This is a genomic window from Streptomyces sp. Sge12 (genome assembly GCF_002080455.1).
GTDB lineage: Bacteria > Actinomycetota > Actinomycetes > Streptomycetales > Streptomycetaceae > Streptomyces.
This window is the reverse complement of record NZ_CP020555.1, coordinates 1,053,891-1,070,760: the sequence shown is the minus strand read 5'-3', so window position 1 is coordinate 1,070,760 and position 16,870 is coordinate 1,053,891. Positions and strand designations below refer to the sequence as shown.

Genomic DNA, 16,870 nt, shown 5'->3' with positions numbered 1-16,870 from the left:
GCGGCCGATCAGGCCCACTTCACGGAAGGAAAACCCTCATGGCCACGATTCCCGACCCGCACTTGGCGATGGTTCGCCCAGTGACGCCGCGTACCCCGCAGGGCTGCGAGGAGTGCCTCAGGGAGCAGTCCCCGTGGCTCCACCTGCGCCTGTGCCTCACCTGTGGGCACGTCGGCTGCTGCGATTCCTCCCCCCTCAAGCACGCCAGGCGGCATGCGGGGAGCGTCGGTCACCCCGTCGTGCAGTCCTTCGAGCCGGGAGAGGACTGGCGCTGGTGCTTCGTCCACGAGGCGCTGGTCTGATGAGCAGGGCCGAGCACGAGAAGGGTGCGGTCCGCGAGACACCGGACCGGTACGGGGCGTTCCCGCGCCTCACGCCGGAGCAGCTCGAGGACCTGAGTGCGCACGGTGAGCGCCGCAGGACCGCCGAGGGCGAGGTGCTGTACCGCGAGGGCGAGCCGTTCCGGGAGTTCCTCGTGATCCTCAGCGGGACCGTCGAAATCCTCAGCGACCAGGGCGGCCCCGACGAGCGCACGGTCGCGGTCCACGGACCCGGCAGGTTCCTGGGCGAACTCGGACTGCTGGAAGGCCAGGCAGCGTTCAACACCGCCGTGGTGCGCGAGGCCGGCGAGATCCTTGCCGTACCGGTGGAGCGGCAACGCGCCCTGGTCGGCAGCGACCCCGTCCTCGGCGACCTGATCCTCCGCGCCTACCTGGGCCGCAGGTACCTGCTCATCGGCCTCGGCGCCGGCTTCCGGATCCTGGGGTCGTGCTACTCACGGGACACGCTGCGGCTGCGCGAGTTCGCCGCCCGCAACCGGCTGCCCCACCGCTGGGTGGATCTGGAGAGGGACAAGGAGGCCGAGGCACTGCTGCGCCGGTTCGCCATCCGTCCCGAGGAGACACCGGTGGTCCTCTGGCAGGGCGAGCGGCTCCTGCGCAATCCGAGCAACGCCGAACTCGCCCGGCTCATCGGGCTGCCCGCCCCCGCCCCCTCGGCCGAGAACGAACGGTGCGAGGTCATGGTGGTCGGTGCGGGCCCCGCAGGACTCGCCGCCGCCGTGTACGGCGCCTCCGACGGCCTCACCACGGTCACCGTCGACGCCGTGGCCACGGGAGGCCAGGCCGCGACCTCGTCCCGCATCGAGAACTACCTCGGCTTCCCGTCCGGCATCTCCGGGGGCGAACTCATCGAGCGTGCGGTGCTCCAGGCGCACAAGTTCGGCGCCCGCCTGATGGTGCCGGCGGAGGTCAGCGCGCTCACCCCGCAGGACGATGAGTACATCGTCACGTTCACAGACGGCTCCCGGACCCGGGCCGGCGCCGTGGTGCTCGCCTCGGGCGTGCGGTACCGCAGACTCGAAGTGCCCGGCATCGACCGCCTGGAAGGGATCAGCGTCTACTACGCGGCGACGGTCCACGAGGCCGGCCTCTGCCGCGCCGACCCGGTCGCCGTGGTCGGCGGCGGGAACTCCGCCGGACAAGCGGCGCTGTTCCTCGCCCAGCACGCGTCCGAGGTCCACCTCCTCGTCCGGGGCAGCGACCTCAACGCGGACATGTCGCGCTACCTGGTGGACCAGGTGGAGCAGCACCCCAAGATCGAGGTGCTGCTCCACACCGAAGTACGGGGCGTCGCCGGCAAGGAGAAGCTGGAGTCGCTGACGGTGGAGGACAACGCAAGCCATGAGCGCCGTGAGCTGCAGACCGCGGCGCTGTTCGTGTTCATCGGCGCCCGGCCCCGCACGGAATGGCTGGGGGGCGTGCTGGCCCTGGACGAGAGAGGCTTCGTCCTCACCGGCGCCGACGCCGGGGCGGTGGCCGATACGAACCGGTGGGCCTCACTGGGCCGCGATCCGATGCTGCTGGAGACCACCCTGCCCGGGGTCTTCGCCGCCGGCGACGTCAGGAGCGGCTCGGTGAAACGGGTGGCCTCGGCGACCGGTGAAGGCGCCATGGCGATCCGCCTCGTGCACGAGCACCGGGAACGGAAGGGAAACCTGGTCACCGTCGGCCCCGAGGGACGCCGGCCGGAAGCGGGCGGGCCCGTGTCCTCGCGCTGACCCGGCCCCTGACGGACCCGACACATGGCCCCACCCCGTACGGACAGCGTGTCACCACGGCTTCGCCTCCACCCCGGGGCATCCTGTGAACCCTTGCAATCGCGGAGGACAGCCGAGGAGGATGGTCCGGTCGTGCGGGAGTCGTCGCAGGGCGTCACGGTCGTAGCTCTCCTGGCCGATCCGGACGCGCCCACGGACGTCGCGCGGCGCATCGCCCGGATGCTTCCTGACCGGCTCGCCGAAAAGGCGGGCCAGGGACGTCGCTTCGACGTCAAGGTGGTCAGCGAGCCCTTCACCTCGGGGACCGAGGACCCGCACACCTTGATGCGCCGGGTCATGGAGCGCGCAAGTGCGGAGAACTGGGACATCGTGGTGGCCCTCACCGACCTTCCGCTGCACTCACACGGGCGCAGGATTCTTGTGGATCTGAGTCACGAACACGGCTTGGCGCTGCTGTCCCTTCCTTCCCTGGGGGGCTTGCGGCTGCAGACGAGGGCCCGGCGGGCCGTGGAAGAAGCCGTGCTCGGCTTGGCCGGTCCGCAGGCCACCGGGGCGGAGGGGCTTCCGCGGAGTCAGCCGCTTCCGGGCCCCTTCGCCGGTCGTCTCGCGCCTGTCCACCGGGGCCAGGTCGGTGACGAGGAGGCTGCCGATCTCCGGTACATCGTCAGCGGGCCGCGCGGCTACCTGCGGGTGCTCGTCGGTATGGTCCGCGCGAACCGGCCTTGGCGCTTGGTGTCGGGCCTGTCGAAAGCCCTGGCGGCCGCACTCGCCACGGGAGCCATCGCCACCCTGGACTCCACCACCTGGAGCCTCTCCGGTGCCCTGAGCGCGCCACGCCTCGTGATCGCCATGGTCGGGTCAGTCGGGCTCATGATCGGCTGGCTGATCGTGGACGGGGAGCTGTGGCACCGATCGACGGAGGGATCGCCGGAGGCGAGGCAGAGGGCGCGGCTCTACAACACCTCGACGGTCCTCACCGTCGGTATCGGGGCGCTCGTCTGCTACGTGGGATTGATGGTCATCAACTTGGTGTGGGCGCTGTTCATCCTCAACGACCGGGTGTTCGCTTCCACGACAGGAACCCCGCTGCACGCCACGGAGTACTTGACGTTGTCCTGGTTCGTCGCTTCGGTCGCCACGGTGGCCGGCGCGCTGGGATCGGGCTTGGAGAGCGACGAGGCGATCCGCGCAGCCACCTACTCCACGCGCGAAGAGCAACGTCGCCACATGCTCCAAGGCGACCACGGTGATCAGCTGATGACCTGAGTCGGAGATGCGTCGCTGGTTGGTGATCGTCAGGGCCCGACGACATCGCCGGTCGATCGGCGGCCCCCGGGGGCCACGAGGACCCCCGCCTCACGCTCAACGTTCTCGGCGGCGTGGCCGGCACGACCCGGGAGCGGGGCCGGGCTAGGCTCCTGCCCGTGACGTGGCTGCGGGCCCTCCGGGAAGTCGTGCGATCCGGGCTCACGATCGAGGAGGCGCGACTGGAGCCCCTGCTCGCGCTGCGCACAGCTGTGGGGGTGGCGCTCGTCATCGGGCCGGCGCTGTGGCTCGCCTCCCCGGCGTACGCCGCGTCCGCCGCCCTCGGCGCCTACTCCGCGGGCGCAGCCACGTTCCAGCGCACCTGGCGTCCCCGCAAAGTCATCGCGCTCGGCGCGGGCGTAGGTCTGGCACTCGGCACCTTCCTCGGGTATCTGGCCGCGGGGCGACTCACGACGTTCCTCCCACTGCTGGCCGTATGGGCCTTCGCCGCAGGGATGGCGTGGGCCGTCGGATCGACCGCCGGGATCGTCGCGGCGACGACGGTCGGCAGCATGCTGGTGACCGTCACCCTGCCCACGAGCATCGGGCAGGCTCTGGAGCACGCCGGGATCATCGCGCTCGGGGGCGTGGCGCAGGCCCTGCTGATCCTGCTGTTCCCGATCCGCCGTTGGGGGGCGCATCGGGACGCGCTCGCCGACGCCCTGGCCGCCGTGGCGGACTACGCCCGCCGGCTGCGGCACGACCCGACCGCCCCGTTCGACCCGGAACCGTTGATGACGGCCCGGGACGCGGCCGCCGTGACGCCGTCGCAGGCCCGCACCCGTCCCTCCGTCCTGCACGGCCCCAGGGGACTCGCCGAGCGCATTCGGCCCGTCGTCGCCGCACTCGCCGACCCGGGCGTCGGCGCCCCGCCGGAGGGGCCCGGGCGGGACCGGGCAAGGGAGTTGCTCGACGCCGCCGCCGAGGTCCTGGATGCGGCCGCCCGTTCGATCCGCCGCGGCACTCCCGCCGAGGTGTCGCCCGGAAGCACGGACGCCCTGTGCGTCGACGAGGAGCACGAGGTGCTGGAGGGCCCCGCGCGGCAGGCCGCCGAGCGGCTCGTGGAACTGCTCGGCGAGGCCTTGGAGATCGCCCGGTGCGGCACGCCCGGGAGGACGCCCGCGACGCCCGTCCCCGAGGACGCCCAGGTCCTGGTGCGCCCGACCATGTTCCGGCTGGTCCCGGTCGTGGTCCGGGCGGTCCGACGTGAGCTCCGCCGGGACTCGCCCGTGTTCCGGCACGCCGTCCGCCTGGCGGCGGTGGCCACCCTCGGCTACCTGATCGCCGCCCGGCTTCCGGTGGGCCACGGCTACTGGGTGCCCATCACCTCGGTGATGGTGATGCGGCCCGACTTCCACCAGACGTACGCGCGGGCGGTGGCCCGTCTCGCCGGGACCCTGGCGGGGGTCGCGCTCGCCACCGGGATGGTGCGGGCCCTGGGCCCGGACGCCCAGGTGTTCGGCCTGCTGGCGGTGGTCTCGGCGGGCCTGTCGTTCATGCTGAACCGTACCGGCTACGCCTACTCCCAGTGCTTCACTGCCGCATACGTCGTCTTCCTGCTCGGCATGGGCGGCCAGGCGTGGGAGCAGACGGTCCCGGAGCGGGTGGTGCTCACCCTGCTCGGCGGGGCCCTCGCGATGCTGGCGTACGTGGTGTTCCCCGCATGGGAGACACCCCGGCTGCCGGGCCGGCTTGCGGACTGGCTCGCCGCCGAGGGCCGTTACGCGGCCGCGGTGCTGCGCAGCTACGCCGAACCGACCCGGGAACACCACGCCGACCTGCGCAGAGCACTGCTGGCGAGCAGGGAGGCACGTGCCGCCTGGCAGGAGACGTACGACCGGGCGAGACAGGAACCGGTCCGCCCCAGGGGCCTGACGTCACGCGAGGCGGAGGAGGCGCAGGAGGCGCTCAAGGGCTTCGACCGGGCGGCGATGCTCATGGAGAGCCACGTCCCGCGGGCCGACAGCCGTCCCGTCCCCGAGGCGGAGCGGCTCGCCGAGGCTCTGGAGGCGGACACTGCGCAGGCGGCGGTCGATGTGCGCGAGCACAGGAATCCGGACTGGGCGCGCGTGGAGGAGGCGCTCCACGCGTGGGAGGGCGCCGCCGCCGGAGACGGGAGCCCGGTGGTGCGGCGCGGGGCGGAAATGCAGAAGCAGGCGTTGGAGGACCTCGCGACGGCCGTGAGCCGTACACCCCTGGAACGGGACGTCGGATCCGCTCGCGAAGAGCAACGGGTGCGGGCGGCCGCAGCGACGGAAGGTGCCGGATCAGGATCCGCCCACCGGGGTGGGTGACGGCTCCGGCGACGGAGGAGCGCGCCGCGCCTCCTGGAGCGGGAAGTAGTCTCCCGGCCGCGTCGAGCGACGCCACACGTACCCCGCTGTCGCCATCACGAGGATCAGACCTGCCAGGACGAGCAGTTCGACCCCCTCGACGTTCCACCGGAAGGACTTCTCCGCCTCGGCCGTCACGATGAGCACCTTGCGGATGCCGGCAACCAGGCCGACGACGAGGAACGGCTCCGCGTCGAGGGTCTGGTTCCTGATGGTCAGGCGGACGGTGTGGAGCAGCTCGGCCACGATGAACAGCACAAGGCTGTTGTCCAGGGCGGACAGAACGACCGCCTCCTCCTCGTACGGCCCCTGGATCGACCTGACGACGTCGTGGACGACCCCGACGGTCAGGATCCCCGCGAGCAGTACGAGGAGCGCCGCGACAATGAGGTGGATGCCGTCCTCGAGGAGTTGCAGGAGGCCCTGTACCCGGCCCCCGCCCTCGGTCTTCGGGAGTTTGGGTCTCACAGTCGCCATCCTAGGGGCGCCCCAGGCCAGCGGGCGCGGCTCGCTGTGCTGCCAAACGGGTGGACGAGGGACTCCTCCCTGGTGGCAGCCTGCTCGGCCTGGCCACGCCCGTCGTGTACTTCGACAACGGCTTTCCGGGCTCCGGCAACAAGCCTCGGCTGGATGACCTGACCCGCGCGATACGCATGGGACGACACCGGGTCGTCCTGCTGCCAAGCCTCTGGGCGCTGTCCACAGACCACGCGACCCCCCGGAGGGACATCGACCTGCTTGCTGATGCGGGCTGTCAGCGCATCCACGTCCTGCCGCCCCAGCTTCGTCCTGCCAGGCATGCGTCCCTGGTCACCCGCGGCCCGCGTCCGACGGGTCCACGCGGGCCGGGCATCGCCCGCAGCATCCTGTAAGGCACCTCGGCCTGCGCCGCGAGGTTGTGCCTCGCGGCTCCGGCCGGACGCCTCGGCCTGCGCCTCCTCCAGACCCGCCAGTGCCGCCAGTGCCGCCAGGAGTTCCTCGGTGGCCGGTGCGGCCAGGACGGCGGCGGCCTGCACCACCGCCACCGCCTCCGGGGCCAGCACCGCGACCCGGCTGTTCAGCGCCTCCTGCAACGCCCGGGGCACCCCCATGTCCTCCAGGGCCTTCGCTCCGGCGGCCGGGGAACGGGCGAGCCGGTCGGCCACCGTCAGCAAGTCCTCCTCCGCCACCAGCGGAAGCCCCTGACTGCGCTCGAACAGCCTGCCGCCGAGCGCGGTGGCCGCGGCCGGCCCGATCACCGACACGGCGGCTCTCGCACCTCACTCTCGGTGAACGGGCTGAGGGTGATCTCCGTGCCCCCGACGCCGACCGGCCGCCGGTACGGCGCGCCCAGCGCATTGCCGTGCTCCGGCAGGTCCTCCGCCCGACAGGTCAGGACCAGATACGGTGCCAGCGCAGCGGTGGCGGCGCTGAGCTTCGCCTGGGAGTCGATGTGCAGGTCGGCGGAGCGCAGCGCGTCGATGACCGGGCCGAACGGCAGCGGCTCACGCAACGGGTGGCACCCACCCCACATCACGGTTGCGCTCTCGAGCCGGCCCGTGGCCTCCCTGAGGAGCCGGGACTTTCCGATGCCGGCCTCCCACTTGACCAGCACCACGGACGGCCCGACCCGCAAGGCCTGCACCAGTGAGCAGGCAGCGCAGCGCCGGATGCCGGCGCCCACTTCACCGCGCGGTGAGCGAGTACGCGGTGAGCGCGCGGTTGTTGCGCGACTTGGCGATGGCCCGGAGAACGTCGACCTGGCTCAGGACGAGCTGTCGTACCGCCTCGGGCAGTGTCGCCAGACGCTCCTCCGTTCCGGCCAGTTCGAGGCAAGCAGCGATTTCCCAGTCACCGTCCTGAAGCTCTTCGGTATCGACCGGCCCGCTGCCGTCGGCCGTCCAGCCAACCTCGGACAGGAGACGCAGCATCCCCTCACGGGAGAAAGGCGTGCGGACGTTGCCCTCACCGTGCGACCCTGCGGCCTCGATCTGCCCCTGGATCAGCACGGCGAGAAGGTGCGCCAACTGGTCGCCGGACGCAGGCGTCAAGTCCCACTCGGTGAACCACAGTCGCCGCGCCCACGGCCGTACCCGGGCCAGTGTGTCCCGCAGTTGTCCCAGCGATGCGAAATACCAGGAACAATGTGCGAGCACCACGTGGTCGAAGGCACCTTCGGGGAAGCCCACCGATGGGTCGAGGACGTCGGTGCCGAAGCGGAAGTCGATGCGCGGCCCGAGGGGGCCCGCCGCGAGGTGGGCTGCCGATTCCCCGAGCGTCACCGGCGCCCCGTAGGAGGGTTCGGCCACGTCGACGGCAACCACGCGCCCTTCGGGCCCGACCGCCTCTGCCAGGACGGCGGTCATGTCGCCCTGCCCGCAACCCAGTTCGAGGACGGTTGAACCCGGCGCGATGCGCCAGCCCGCCACGAGCGCGGCGCGGTGGCGAGTCTGGGACAGCTGGCTGTCCGGGCTGTGATCGGCGGCGGCCATGCCGGCCGCGAGCGAAGGGGCCTTGGCGCGAAGATCGGAGAGGTTCACAAAGTCCTTGGTGATACTCGTGGGGTCGGTGCTGGCCGATGGTATGAGACGCGGGCGCAGCACACCTCCCATTTCCCGGGCGTCCCGTATGGCCGGGTTGAATGCGATTGGCGGCGGGGTCGCGGCGGACGATGTGCAGGTCGATGCCGAGGGTGGCGACCCGTTCGATGAGGGTCTGGCCGGCGACCGGACCCTGCACCCGCTCGGCGGTGACCACGACGCCGACCGCCGATGTGGGCGGTTTCGTAGAACCGATCGCGGTGTGCCGGCGCCACTCCGGTGCTTGCGTAAAATCCGAGCGAGTCAGGGCTCCTGAGAAGCGCGCCGCCCGCCCGGAGTCGATTTCCTCTGGCACCGTCATGCCCGGCTCCGCATCACCGGCGCGCGGCCCGGCCGGTCCGACTGGCGATGCCGCCATCACAGGTTTGTGATCTTGTGCCGTGAGGGGGTCAGCATGCCTGGTGCGGGTAGGCGGGTAGGCGGGTATGCGGGTGTCCCCCGGTGGACCGCTGTTCGATTCGGACGCGTGATGGTGATGCCCAATGGTCCGTAGCGGTTGTTCCTGCTGGGCTGTTGCACAGGCTGGCCGATTCCGGGGAACGACTCCTCTACGATGCGAGCTGCTTCTAGGATGGACAGGCCGAACCGGATTGGGGGGAGACATGAATCCGGCACTACTTGCGGCAGCGTCCGCGTCCATTGTGGGAGCGTTGACCACTGAGGCGTGGCCACAGCTGCGTGACCGCATGGCACAGCTCTTCCACCTGCGGCCGCAAGAGGCTGGTGATGTCACGGAGGAGCTCGATGAAGCCCGCGAGATGATTCTCGCCGTCGAGACCGACGAGAGCAGGCACATCGAGCACGAGGCGACTGTCGTTCTGCACAGACGCCTGCACGACCTGGTCCACGACGACTCCTCGGCCAACGAAGAACTCCAGGAGATTCTCATTGGCTTGTTGGCGTCGCCGTCGACGGCCTACGACGCCCCTGACCCCCGCTCCTTGGCGCTGCTTCGGCTGGTCGACGACGCCACTCCTCCACCAGGCGTATCTCGACGTGCGATGGGAAACATCATTTCCCGGCGGTCGCCCCGGGACGAAGGCCTTCAGAGCGTAGCCACGGTGCCAGTGCCCGTGCCGCTGGGAACGGCCCGTATGCTCCCGCAGGACCTTCCGTCCTTCACGGGCCGGGACCGCGAACTGCGCTACTTGCTCGATTCAGGAACAAGGACTGGCGAATCGCCGGTGGTCCTCTTGCACGGAATGCCCGGCGTGGGGAAGACCGCGTTAGCCGTCCATGCAGCACACGCTCTGGCGGACCGCTTCCCGGATGGCCAATTGTTCATCAACCTTCGAGGCCATGCACCCGCGGACGATCCCGCCGCACCCCTGCAGTTGCTCGGTTCTCTGCTCGTGTCAGCGGGCATCCCGTTGTCGGTGCAGCCGCAGAGCGTTCATGGACGTGCAGGACTCTGGCGCAGCTGGCTGGCCACCCGAAACGTCCTGCTCATCCTCGACGACGCGGCAGATCTGCCGCAGGTGCAGCCGCTCCTTCCCGGATACCCCGGCTGCCTCACGCTGATCACCAGCCGGGTGCGGCTGGAGGTGCCGGAGACCACTCACTCGCTGCCCCTCGACGTGCTGAGCCCCGAGGAAGCTGCCGCGCTGTTCAACCGGATGCTGCGACAGCGAGGCGTAACGACCGGATCCCGGCACGCAGCCCAGGTGGCTCGGCTGTGCGGTTACCTGCCGCTGGCCCTGGCCATGGTTTCCGGACTTCTGGCGGCACACCCCACGTGGACTGTGACCGACCTGGTCGAGGACCTTGACCACTTCGCGCGGCGGCTCATCAGCCCGGGTACGGGCATGAGGTCCGTCGGCCAAGCCCTCGGCACCTCCTTACGCAGCCTGGAACCCTCTCAGCAGACCTTTCTCCGCAGACTCTCGCTCCACCCCGGGCCGGATCTGGAAAAGCGAGCCTGCTCCGTCCTGACGGGCGTCACCATTGACCGCGCCGACGAATACCTGGAGAACTTGTACCAACGCAGCCTGCTCAGCGAGGTGTCGCCAGGGCGTTTCCGCATGCACGACCTGCTGGTTTCCTACCTGGATGCCGAGCCTGAGGAAGAAAATACCGACCGTGAGACGGCACAGGAACGCGATCAGCGCCTGCAGCGGCTGGTCGACTACTACCAGCGCACCGCGACGGCCGCCTATCTCATGGAAGCCCACCTGCAGCCGGCCGAGGAGCTCCGCAACTCCCTGCCTGATTCCGCCCCTCCGCTGAATGATGCCGACCAGGCTGCGGACTGGCTCGCCGCTGAGCTGGACAACCTTGCGGCCTGCACGCAGTTCGACGCAGATCACCCGGATGCCGTAGCGCGGATTTCCACGGTAGTCACTGCCCATCTCCTAAGACTGGGCCGTTCCGCCGTGAATACCGCCGAGCACGTCATCGATGCGGGCAGACAAAGGGCTGTCGAGCGTCGTGACCTCCGCGCCGAGGCGCTCTTCACGCACCTGTCAGGGATCATTGCGGTGGCACGAGACGATCTGCCCCGGGCGCTCGCCAGCCTGGGCCGGGCCCGTACGCTCAGTGCCCAGGGCGGGTGGCGGTTGGGCGAGGCCCGAGCCCTGTTCACTCTCTTCATCGTGCGGCGCCTCAGCGGTACCACGGACGAGGCTCGCGACGCCTTGAACCAAGCGCGGGCACTCTTCGCCGAAGCGGAGGATCAGCGAGGCCTGGCCAGGGTGGTTGAGCAAATCAGCCGACTGGAATCGAGCGAGGCACGGGACCTGGCGCAGCTGACCGAGCAAGCAGGCCAACTGCCGGCGCAGCTGTCGCTCGAGGACATCATGGAACAGCTCGAGCAGCTGGCGCTCGCGCTGTACTTGGAGACTCTTGCCGCCACTGATCAGGAGCCTGCCGACGGCCGCCCGGAGCACCTTGCTGCCGGCGATCGGGTTCACAGCGAGCTGCCTGCCGGCGACGAGACCCCTGCAGCGGACGCAGGCGGTCAGGGCGGCAGCGGGGGACTGCCGCCCGAACCTCCGGTCCCCGGCGAAGTCCCCGACGAAGACCCGGAGGAACGTCCCGCTGGAGACGTCACGTCAGATCCCGATCCCTCGGTCACCGTCGAGGATCTCGACGCGATCGACGAACAGGTCATCAACTTCTGGTTCACCGACGCGGCCCCTGATGACCGGCCACTGCTGGTGGACACGCCCTACACCGGGTGCTTCCAGGTCGGTCCCGACCATTGCGAAAACCTGGCGGCCGGTGACCGCGCCATTCCCGTGGACATCATTCCGCCGGCCGGTCTGCCCACACAGTGGTACGTCATGTCCAGGACGTGCAAGCTCGCCCTCGCAGGAGAATCCCGTGACGAGGAGCCTCCCACAGCAGGGGAACAGCCGGAATGGGCGGTCGAATTCGACCTGCTGGTCCTTCCCCACGCGCCTTCCGAGGAACGTCTGGTCTCCGTCACGCCCACGAGCCCGGGAACCTGCCGCATCGACGTCCTCGTGATGGTCGACGGCGACCTCTACCGGGAGCTCACGATCGAGTTTCCTGCCGAATCAGCGACTCCATCGCCGGCAACCCCCGCACAGGGGACGCCTGCAACGGAAGGACCACACAGCCAGGAGTTAGCACCACTGCCCGGGGCGCGTAACGAGGCCGCCCCGCCGGCCCCTGCGTCCGCCAAGGCGGAAGCAGGTTCCGCGCGCGCTGCGTTACCGGCGCGCAGGCCTCCCAACCAGCGCTCCTCCAGCACGAGGGTGACCGTGCGCAGCACCCACAACGTGCTGGCAAGACACACGGCGCTGCAAGTTCCGCACGACTGGCAGCAGCCGGCCAGCACGCTCACTCTCAACCTGATGCCTCCGCAAGCCATGTGGAAGCTGGAAGTCGAAGGCAAGCCCGGCCAGGAAAGCCATGGCTTCGTACCCTGGCAGCCGGAAACCGACGCGGCTCAATGGGTGCGCGAGGCGCAAGAGGCCCTGGAGTCCTACCGGCAGCACCACGCCGGCCGGTACAACACCATTACACCCGACGACATCTCCACCAGGCTGCAGCGATTCACAGCAAACGCCGACTGGGCAGCTCCCCACACACTGGCCACCGCCGACGACCAGCAGAAGTGGAACGGCGTCGCCAACAGCCCACAGCTACGAGAGCTGGCCATGGCCGGCAGCCAGCTGTTCACAGCACTCTTCCCCAGCGAGCACCGCTTCCACGACCTGATCAAAAACCTGGCACCGGGCGACAGGCTCCGCATCCACTGGAAGGACGGCGGCCCCGACCACATCCCCTGGCCACTGCTGTACCGCGGATCGCTCCCCAGCGCGGGCCACCCGATCCAGGCAAAGGACTTCTTCGGCCTGCATCTGCGCACTTCTCACATCGCCCGCTCTGCAGAGACCGTCCGGGTGCTGTCGGCCGACGCGGCACGCGCCCACCTCATGTACTGGGGCGGCACGAACGGCGACGAGACCATGCGGGTGTCGCTCGAGCACATCGACGAACTCAACCAGTGGAAGCCCCTGGTCCTGCCCCAAGGGCACAAGCAGCGCAAGGAAGAGATCTCGGCATACCTGTGCAACCCGGATCCGATCTCGCTGCTCTACGTCTTCAGCCAGGCCTACAGCAAGAACGGACAGGTCCGCGGCCTCCGCTTCGGCAGTACGGTCGAGCCCGACGACGTCGTCCTCCTCTCAGAGATGGGAGAACAGCCGCTGAAGGACCAGCCACTGGTATTCATGAACGCCTGCGAGACCTCGTCCGCGAACCACCTGTACAGCAACATGCTGAAGAACCACTTCGTCAGACGCGGCAGCCGCGCCTACATCGGCAGCGAATGCAAGGTACCCGCAGGCTTCGCAGCACGCTTCGCCCACGTCTTCTTCCACTTCCTCTACTACCGCTCCCACCGCAACCAGCCCACAGCTGCCGGCGAGGCCCTCGCCCAGACACGCAAGTTCTTCTGGGACCAGTACCGCAGCATCGGCGGCCTCTTCTACAGCTACGTCAACGACGACCAGCTCTTCGTCGCCCGCCCCGGCGAAGTCGAGGCCATGCACAACCCCCGTCGGACAGCGCCCCTGACAGCAGCGAGGCAAAGGTGACAACACCCCAGGACCCCCAAGACATCGGCGATCAGTTCCTCCAGGGCGATACGGCGACACGGCTGTCGCTCCTGCGCTCTCCGGACCACACCGGCGCCCTGCGCCGTTTCCTGGGGGCGCGTGCCTACTCCGAACTGGTCGACCTGGCCGGCCCCTTGCCACAGGAGCACCTGTCCACCACGGCCGGATCCAGCCTCGTCTTCGTCCCCGGCGTCATGGGCAGCGTCCTGGTCAGCAGAGGTCTCAGCGGTGTCTGGTGGCTCGACCTGAAGAACCGCCGCCGTATCGACAGCCTTGCCCTGGCACCCGACGGCGTCAACGACGCCCACGCCTCATTCAAGATCACACCCGCTGCCCTGGACATGCTCTACGAGGGCTTCCTCATCGCCGCCGCCGCCCACCAGGCCCACGACCCGCACGACTTCCCGTACGACTGGCGCAAGCCCCTGGCCACCAGTGCCGACGAACTCCACCAGGCCATCCTCGCCACGAGCGCGGTCAAGCCCGGCCAGCCCGTTCACGTCGTCGCCCACAGCATGGGCGGCCTGGTCGTCCGCACTGCGCTCATGCGCCACCCCGACCTGTGGAACCACGTAGGCAAGATCGTCTTCATCGGTACACCGCACTACGGTTCGCCCGCCATCGGCGGCTACCTGAAGAACCACCTCTGGGGCTTCGAACTCCTCGCCCTCCTCGGCCGCTACCTCTCCCGCGACACCTTTCGCAGCCTCACCGGAGTCCTCAGCCTCCTGCCTGCCCCGGCCGGCACCTACCCCTCCAGCACCGCCGAGCCCGGCGAGCGATACGACCACCCCTGCGCAGACTTCGACCTCTACGACGCCACCGCCTGGCACCTCAAACTCACCCCCGCACAACAGCTGCAACTGCAAGCCCGACTCGACGATGCCAGGCGGAGCCACCAGGACCTGCACCTGTGGCACAGCACCCTCGACCAGGGCCTGCGCGACCGGATGGCCATCATCGCCGGCACCGGATTCAAGACCCTCTTCCGCCTGGCGTACACCAAGCGCGGCAAGCTCTGGCACCAGATGGACCGCATCACGAGCCGGCGCCCCGGAGACCCGCACCGCGACGGAGACGGCCGTGTTCCGCTTGCCTCGGCGACGCTCACCTCCATCGCCGAGATCCGCTACATCAACGGTGAGCACGCAAGCCTGCCCAACCTCCCCGACGTTCAGCGAGACGTCTGGAACTTCCTGGCCGACCGGCCCATGCGCCTGGCGGAGACGCCGGCAGCCGCCCTCGAGGAGCACCTCGGCGACGTGGGACAGAAGACGTCCGCCCTCGCCCTGCCTCACATCCCCGGACAACGCCCGCTTGACGACCCTGGCTACCTCAACTTCACAAGCCCCACCACAGCTGCCATGACTGAACTGGAGAGGCTGCTGGAAGTCGGCGAACTGCCGGACTTCATGCGCACCCGCCTCCTTTAGAACCTGCTGGAACGCGTCACGGAGCAGCCTCGCCGGTGTACGGCGTGCTGAGGTGGGCGTAGAGGCCGGGACAGCGGCGGCCTGCCGGCGTGGCCGTCCCGGCGGCGCCCTCCGCTTCACACCAGTTCGTGCGGGCCGTAGATCGCGTGTGCCGCGCCTGTGGCGAGGGCCCAGTAGCGGTCGCCGTAGGACCAGTGCCACCACTCCGTCGGGTAGTTGACGAGGCCTGCCTCGACCAGTGCCGCGGACAGGACAGTCCGGTGGGCGCGCGCGGATCCGGTGATGTGGGGGGCGTGGGTGTAGCAGCCGCCGTCGCTCTCCTCCGGGGAGGCGTTCATGCGCGTACCGAGGTCGAGCTCGCGGCCGTCGGCGTCTGCCAGGGTCACGTCCACGGCCGCTCCGGCGCTGTGCGGTGCGATGTCGGGAGGCGAGACGTAGCGGCTTGCCGCCGCATGCACTTCTCCGGGAAGCCAGTCGGTGTGGGCGGCACGCACCGCGTCCGCGTACTCCTCGAAGTACCGCTTCTGCAGCGCCAGCGGCCGGTAGCCCTCGACGAAGAGCAGCCGCAGGCCGGCGGGCAGCAGGGTCTGAGCGTGGAGCAGCCGCTCCAGGACACCTGTGCGGACGTGACAGAACGCTCCTGCGTCGTCCGTCTTGCGGAGGTCGAGCAGCAGGCGGCGCTCGGAGCGGACGTCGGTGAGGGCCTCCCCGCACTCCAGGACGGGGAGGGCCGCGACCCTCGGGTCCGACATCAAGATGATCTCGTTCATGGAGGCATCACTGCCCGCGTCGATGCCCCCAAACCCACCTTTCGGCGCGAGGGGCGTCACACGGGACGTCGCGTGAGCGCCCAGAAGCCGCCGGCTGCCACCGTGCCCGCCACCGCGCAGGCACCCCACACCACCCCCGTTCCGAAGGCGTCCGTCGCCGCCCCGCCGGCCGCCGGACCCACGAACGACGCCGCCGCCCACGCCAGCGCGTAGACACCCTGGTAGCGGCCGCGCGCCCGCAGCGGCGACAGGCCGGCCACGGCCGCCGCGGACGCCGGCGTATAGACGATCTCGCCCAGCGTCCACACGGTGACGCTGAGGGCGTAGACCCAGACGGACCCGGACGTCCCGCCCGGACCCGAGGTCCCGGCGAAGGCCGTCAGGCCGAACCCCCACCCGAGCAGCAGGGCGCCCAACGGCAGCACGACGCCCGTTTCCCGCTTGCCCGCCCATCGGGCCAGAGGTATCTGGAGCAATACGATCAACAGGCCGTTCAGGGCAACCACGCGCCCGTAGTCGGCGGCATCGAAACCGGATCTGCCCATGTCCACCGGCAGCGTCGTGAACGCCTGCTGGATGATCGTTCCCAGCAGGAAGGTCAGTGCCACCAGGGCCATGAAGGGCCTGTCCCGGCACACCTGTGACAGGCCGATCACCAGCGCTGTGCCGCCGGTCCCCGCCTCGGAAGGGCGTGTCTCGGGTACGCGTGCGAAGACGACCACCGCGCACAGCAGGGTCGTCAGCGCATCGCCGAGGAACAGCCACACCCACCCGTGGGCGGAGATCAGACCGGCTACGGCCGCCGAGACGCCGAAACCCACGTTGACGGCCCAGTAGTTCAACGATTGGGCCCGCATCTGGTCCTCCGGGGCGACCAGGTCGGCCATCATCGCGGAGACCGCAGGACGGGACGCGTTGCTGGCCAGACCCACCGCGCACGCCGTCACGGCGATCACGGCCGGCTGGGTGACCAGACCCAGCACTGCCGTGCTCGCCGCCGTGGCCAGCGACGCGGCCAGCAGGGTCGCGCGTCGGCCGATCCAATCGCTCAGCACACCGCCGATCACCGCGGCCACCGAACCGCCCAGGCCGTAGAGCGCCGCGACCAGACCGGCGTACGAGGCGGAGAAGCTCCGTTCGACCGTCAGGTACATCGCGAGGAAGGTGACGACGAAGCCGCCCAGCCGGTTGACCAGCGTGCTCGTCCACAACCACCAGTAGGCGGCGGGAAGTCCGGAGAACGTCTCGCGCACGGCCCGTCCGGCACCTTGCACGGCGCTCAGACGAGGACCGCGTAGGCAGCG

At 69.8% G+C, this 16,870-nt stretch carries 12 protein-coding genes; 6 read left to right on the top strand and 6 right to left on the bottom strand.

The genetic code is table 11. From position 1 onward, the window contains the following. The first annotated feature begins 38 nt into the window (after nucleotides 1–38). The 4 genes from B6R96_RS04950 to B6R96_RS04935 all read left to right on the top strand — a co-directional run bounded on the left by B6R96_RS04950 (nucleotide 39) and on the right by B6R96_RS04935 (nucleotide 5,658). On the top strand, nucleotides 39–302 hold the full coding sequence (locus B6R96_RS04950; RefSeq protein WP_031147460.1) for a UBP-type zinc finger domain-containing protein: 264 nt from the start codon (nucleotides 39–41) through the stop codon (nucleotides 300–302). Continuing rightward, nucleotides 302–2,059 (top strand): FAD-dependent oxidoreductase, encoded by a 1,758-nt coding sequence (locus B6R96_RS04945; RefSeq protein ID WP_081521729.1) that lies wholly within the window; start codon nucleotides 302–304, stop codon nucleotides 2,057–2,059. The genes B6R96_RS04950 and B6R96_RS04945 overlap by 1 nt, the downstream gene beginning before the upstream one ends. A gap of 132 nt (nucleotides 2,060–2,191) precedes the next feature. Then, a complete protein-coding gene (locus tag B6R96_RS04940; protein WP_203351591.1) occupies nucleotides 2,192–3,325 on the top strand; it encodes a hypothetical protein in 1,134 nt (377 codons plus the stop codon). 158 nt (nucleotides 3,326–3,483) lie between these two features. Further along, nucleotides 3,484–5,658 (top strand): FUSC family protein, encoded by a 2,175-nt coding sequence (locus tag B6R96_RS04935; protein ID WP_081521727.1) that lies wholly within the window; start codon nucleotides 3,484–3,486, stop codon nucleotides 5,656–5,658. Here B6R96_RS04935 and B6R96_RS04930 read toward each other — a convergent pair. Genes B6R96_RS04930 through B6R96_RS04915 form a run of 4 tightly spaced genes read right to left on the bottom strand, consistent with a single transcriptional unit; the run spans nucleotide 5,632 to nucleotide 8,216 of the window. Beyond that, a complete protein-coding gene (locus B6R96_RS04930; RefSeq protein WP_081521726.1) occupies nucleotides 5,632–6,174 on the bottom strand; it encodes a phosphate-starvation-inducible PsiE family protein in 543 nt (180 codons plus the stop codon). The two genes, B6R96_RS04935 and B6R96_RS04930, sit on opposite strands and share 27 nt — an antisense overlap. Next, a complete protein-coding gene (locus tag B6R96_RS38625; RefSeq protein ID WP_081521725.1) occupies nucleotides 6,162–6,941 on the bottom strand; it encodes a hypothetical protein in 780 nt (259 codons plus the stop codon). Before B6R96_RS38625 ends, B6R96_RS04930 begins: the two co-directional genes overlap by 13 nt. Next, nucleotides 6,932–7,360, bottom strand: coding sequence for a hypothetical protein (locus B6R96_RS04920; protein ID WP_081521724.1), 429 nt, complete (start codon nucleotides 7,358–7,360; stop codon nucleotides 6,932–6,934). The genes B6R96_RS38625 and B6R96_RS04920 overlap by 10 nt, the downstream gene beginning before the upstream one ends. A gap of 1 nt (nucleotide 7,361) precedes the next feature. Further along, nucleotides 7,362–8,216 (bottom strand): methyltransferase domain-containing protein, encoded by an 855-nt coding sequence (locus tag B6R96_RS04915; protein WP_081524981.1) that lies wholly within the window; start codon nucleotides 8,214–8,216, stop codon nucleotides 7,362–7,364. 746 nt (nucleotides 8,217–8,962) lie between these two features. Here B6R96_RS04915 and B6R96_RS04910 point away from each other — a divergent pair. Both B6R96_RS04910 and B6R96_RS38515 read left to right on the top strand, forming a co-directional pair. Continuing rightward, nucleotides 8,963–13,342 (top strand): ATP-binding protein, encoded by a 4,380-nt coding sequence (locus B6R96_RS04910; RefSeq protein ID WP_159396284.1) that lies wholly within the window; start codon nucleotides 8,963–8,965, stop codon nucleotides 13,340–13,342. Then, the gene (locus tag B6R96_RS38515; RefSeq protein WP_107475465.1) at nucleotides 13,339–14,796 is read left to right on the top strand and encodes a lipase family alpha/beta hydrolase; all 1,458 of its coding nucleotides are present in this window, start codon (nucleotides 13,339–13,341) and stop codon (nucleotides 14,794–14,796) included. Before B6R96_RS04910 ends, B6R96_RS38515 begins: the two co-directional genes overlap by 4 nt. A gap of 116 nt (nucleotides 14,797–14,912) precedes the next feature. Here B6R96_RS38515 and B6R96_RS04900 read toward each other — a convergent pair whose 3' ends face one another. Together B6R96_RS04900 and B6R96_RS04895 are read right to left on the bottom strand one after the other, a co-directional pair. Further along, nucleotides 14,913–15,566 carry a M15 family metallopeptidase gene (locus tag B6R96_RS04900; protein WP_081521722.1) on the bottom strand — a complete coding sequence of 218 codons (654 nt, stop codon included), beginning with the start codon at nucleotides 15,564–15,566 and terminating at the stop codon, nucleotides 14,913–14,915. A gap of 56 nt (nucleotides 15,567–15,622) precedes the next feature. Next, entirely contained in the window at nucleotides 15,623–16,819 is a 1,197-nt protein-coding gene (locus B6R96_RS04895) for an MDR family MFS transporter (protein ID WP_203351766.1), read from the bottom strand. Nucleotides 16,820–16,870: the final 51 nt, after the last annotated feature.

What these genes read in the sequence shown, in the direction of transcription:
- B6R96_RS04945 (WP_081521729.1), top strand. Translation starts at nt 302, where the DNA reads ATGAGCAGGGCCGAGCACGAGAAGGGTGCGGTCCGCGAGACACCGGAC.
- B6R96_RS04950 (WP_031147460.1), top strand. Translation starts at nt 39, where the DNA reads ATGGCCACGATTCCCGACCCGCACTTGGCGATGGTTCGCCCAGTGACG.
- B6R96_RS04930 (WP_081521726.1), bottom strand. Translation starts at nt 6,174, where the DNA reads ATGGCGACTGTGAGACCCAAACTCCCGAAGACCGAGGGCGGGGGCCGG.
- B6R96_RS04900 (WP_081521722.1), bottom strand. Translation starts at nt 15,566, where the DNA reads ATGAACGAGATCATCTTGATGTCGGACCCGAGGGTCGCGGCCCTCCCC.
- B6R96_RS04910 (WP_159396284.1), top strand. Translation starts at nt 8,963, where the DNA reads ATGGCACAGCTCTTCCACCTGCGGCCGCAAGAGGCTGGTGATGTCACG.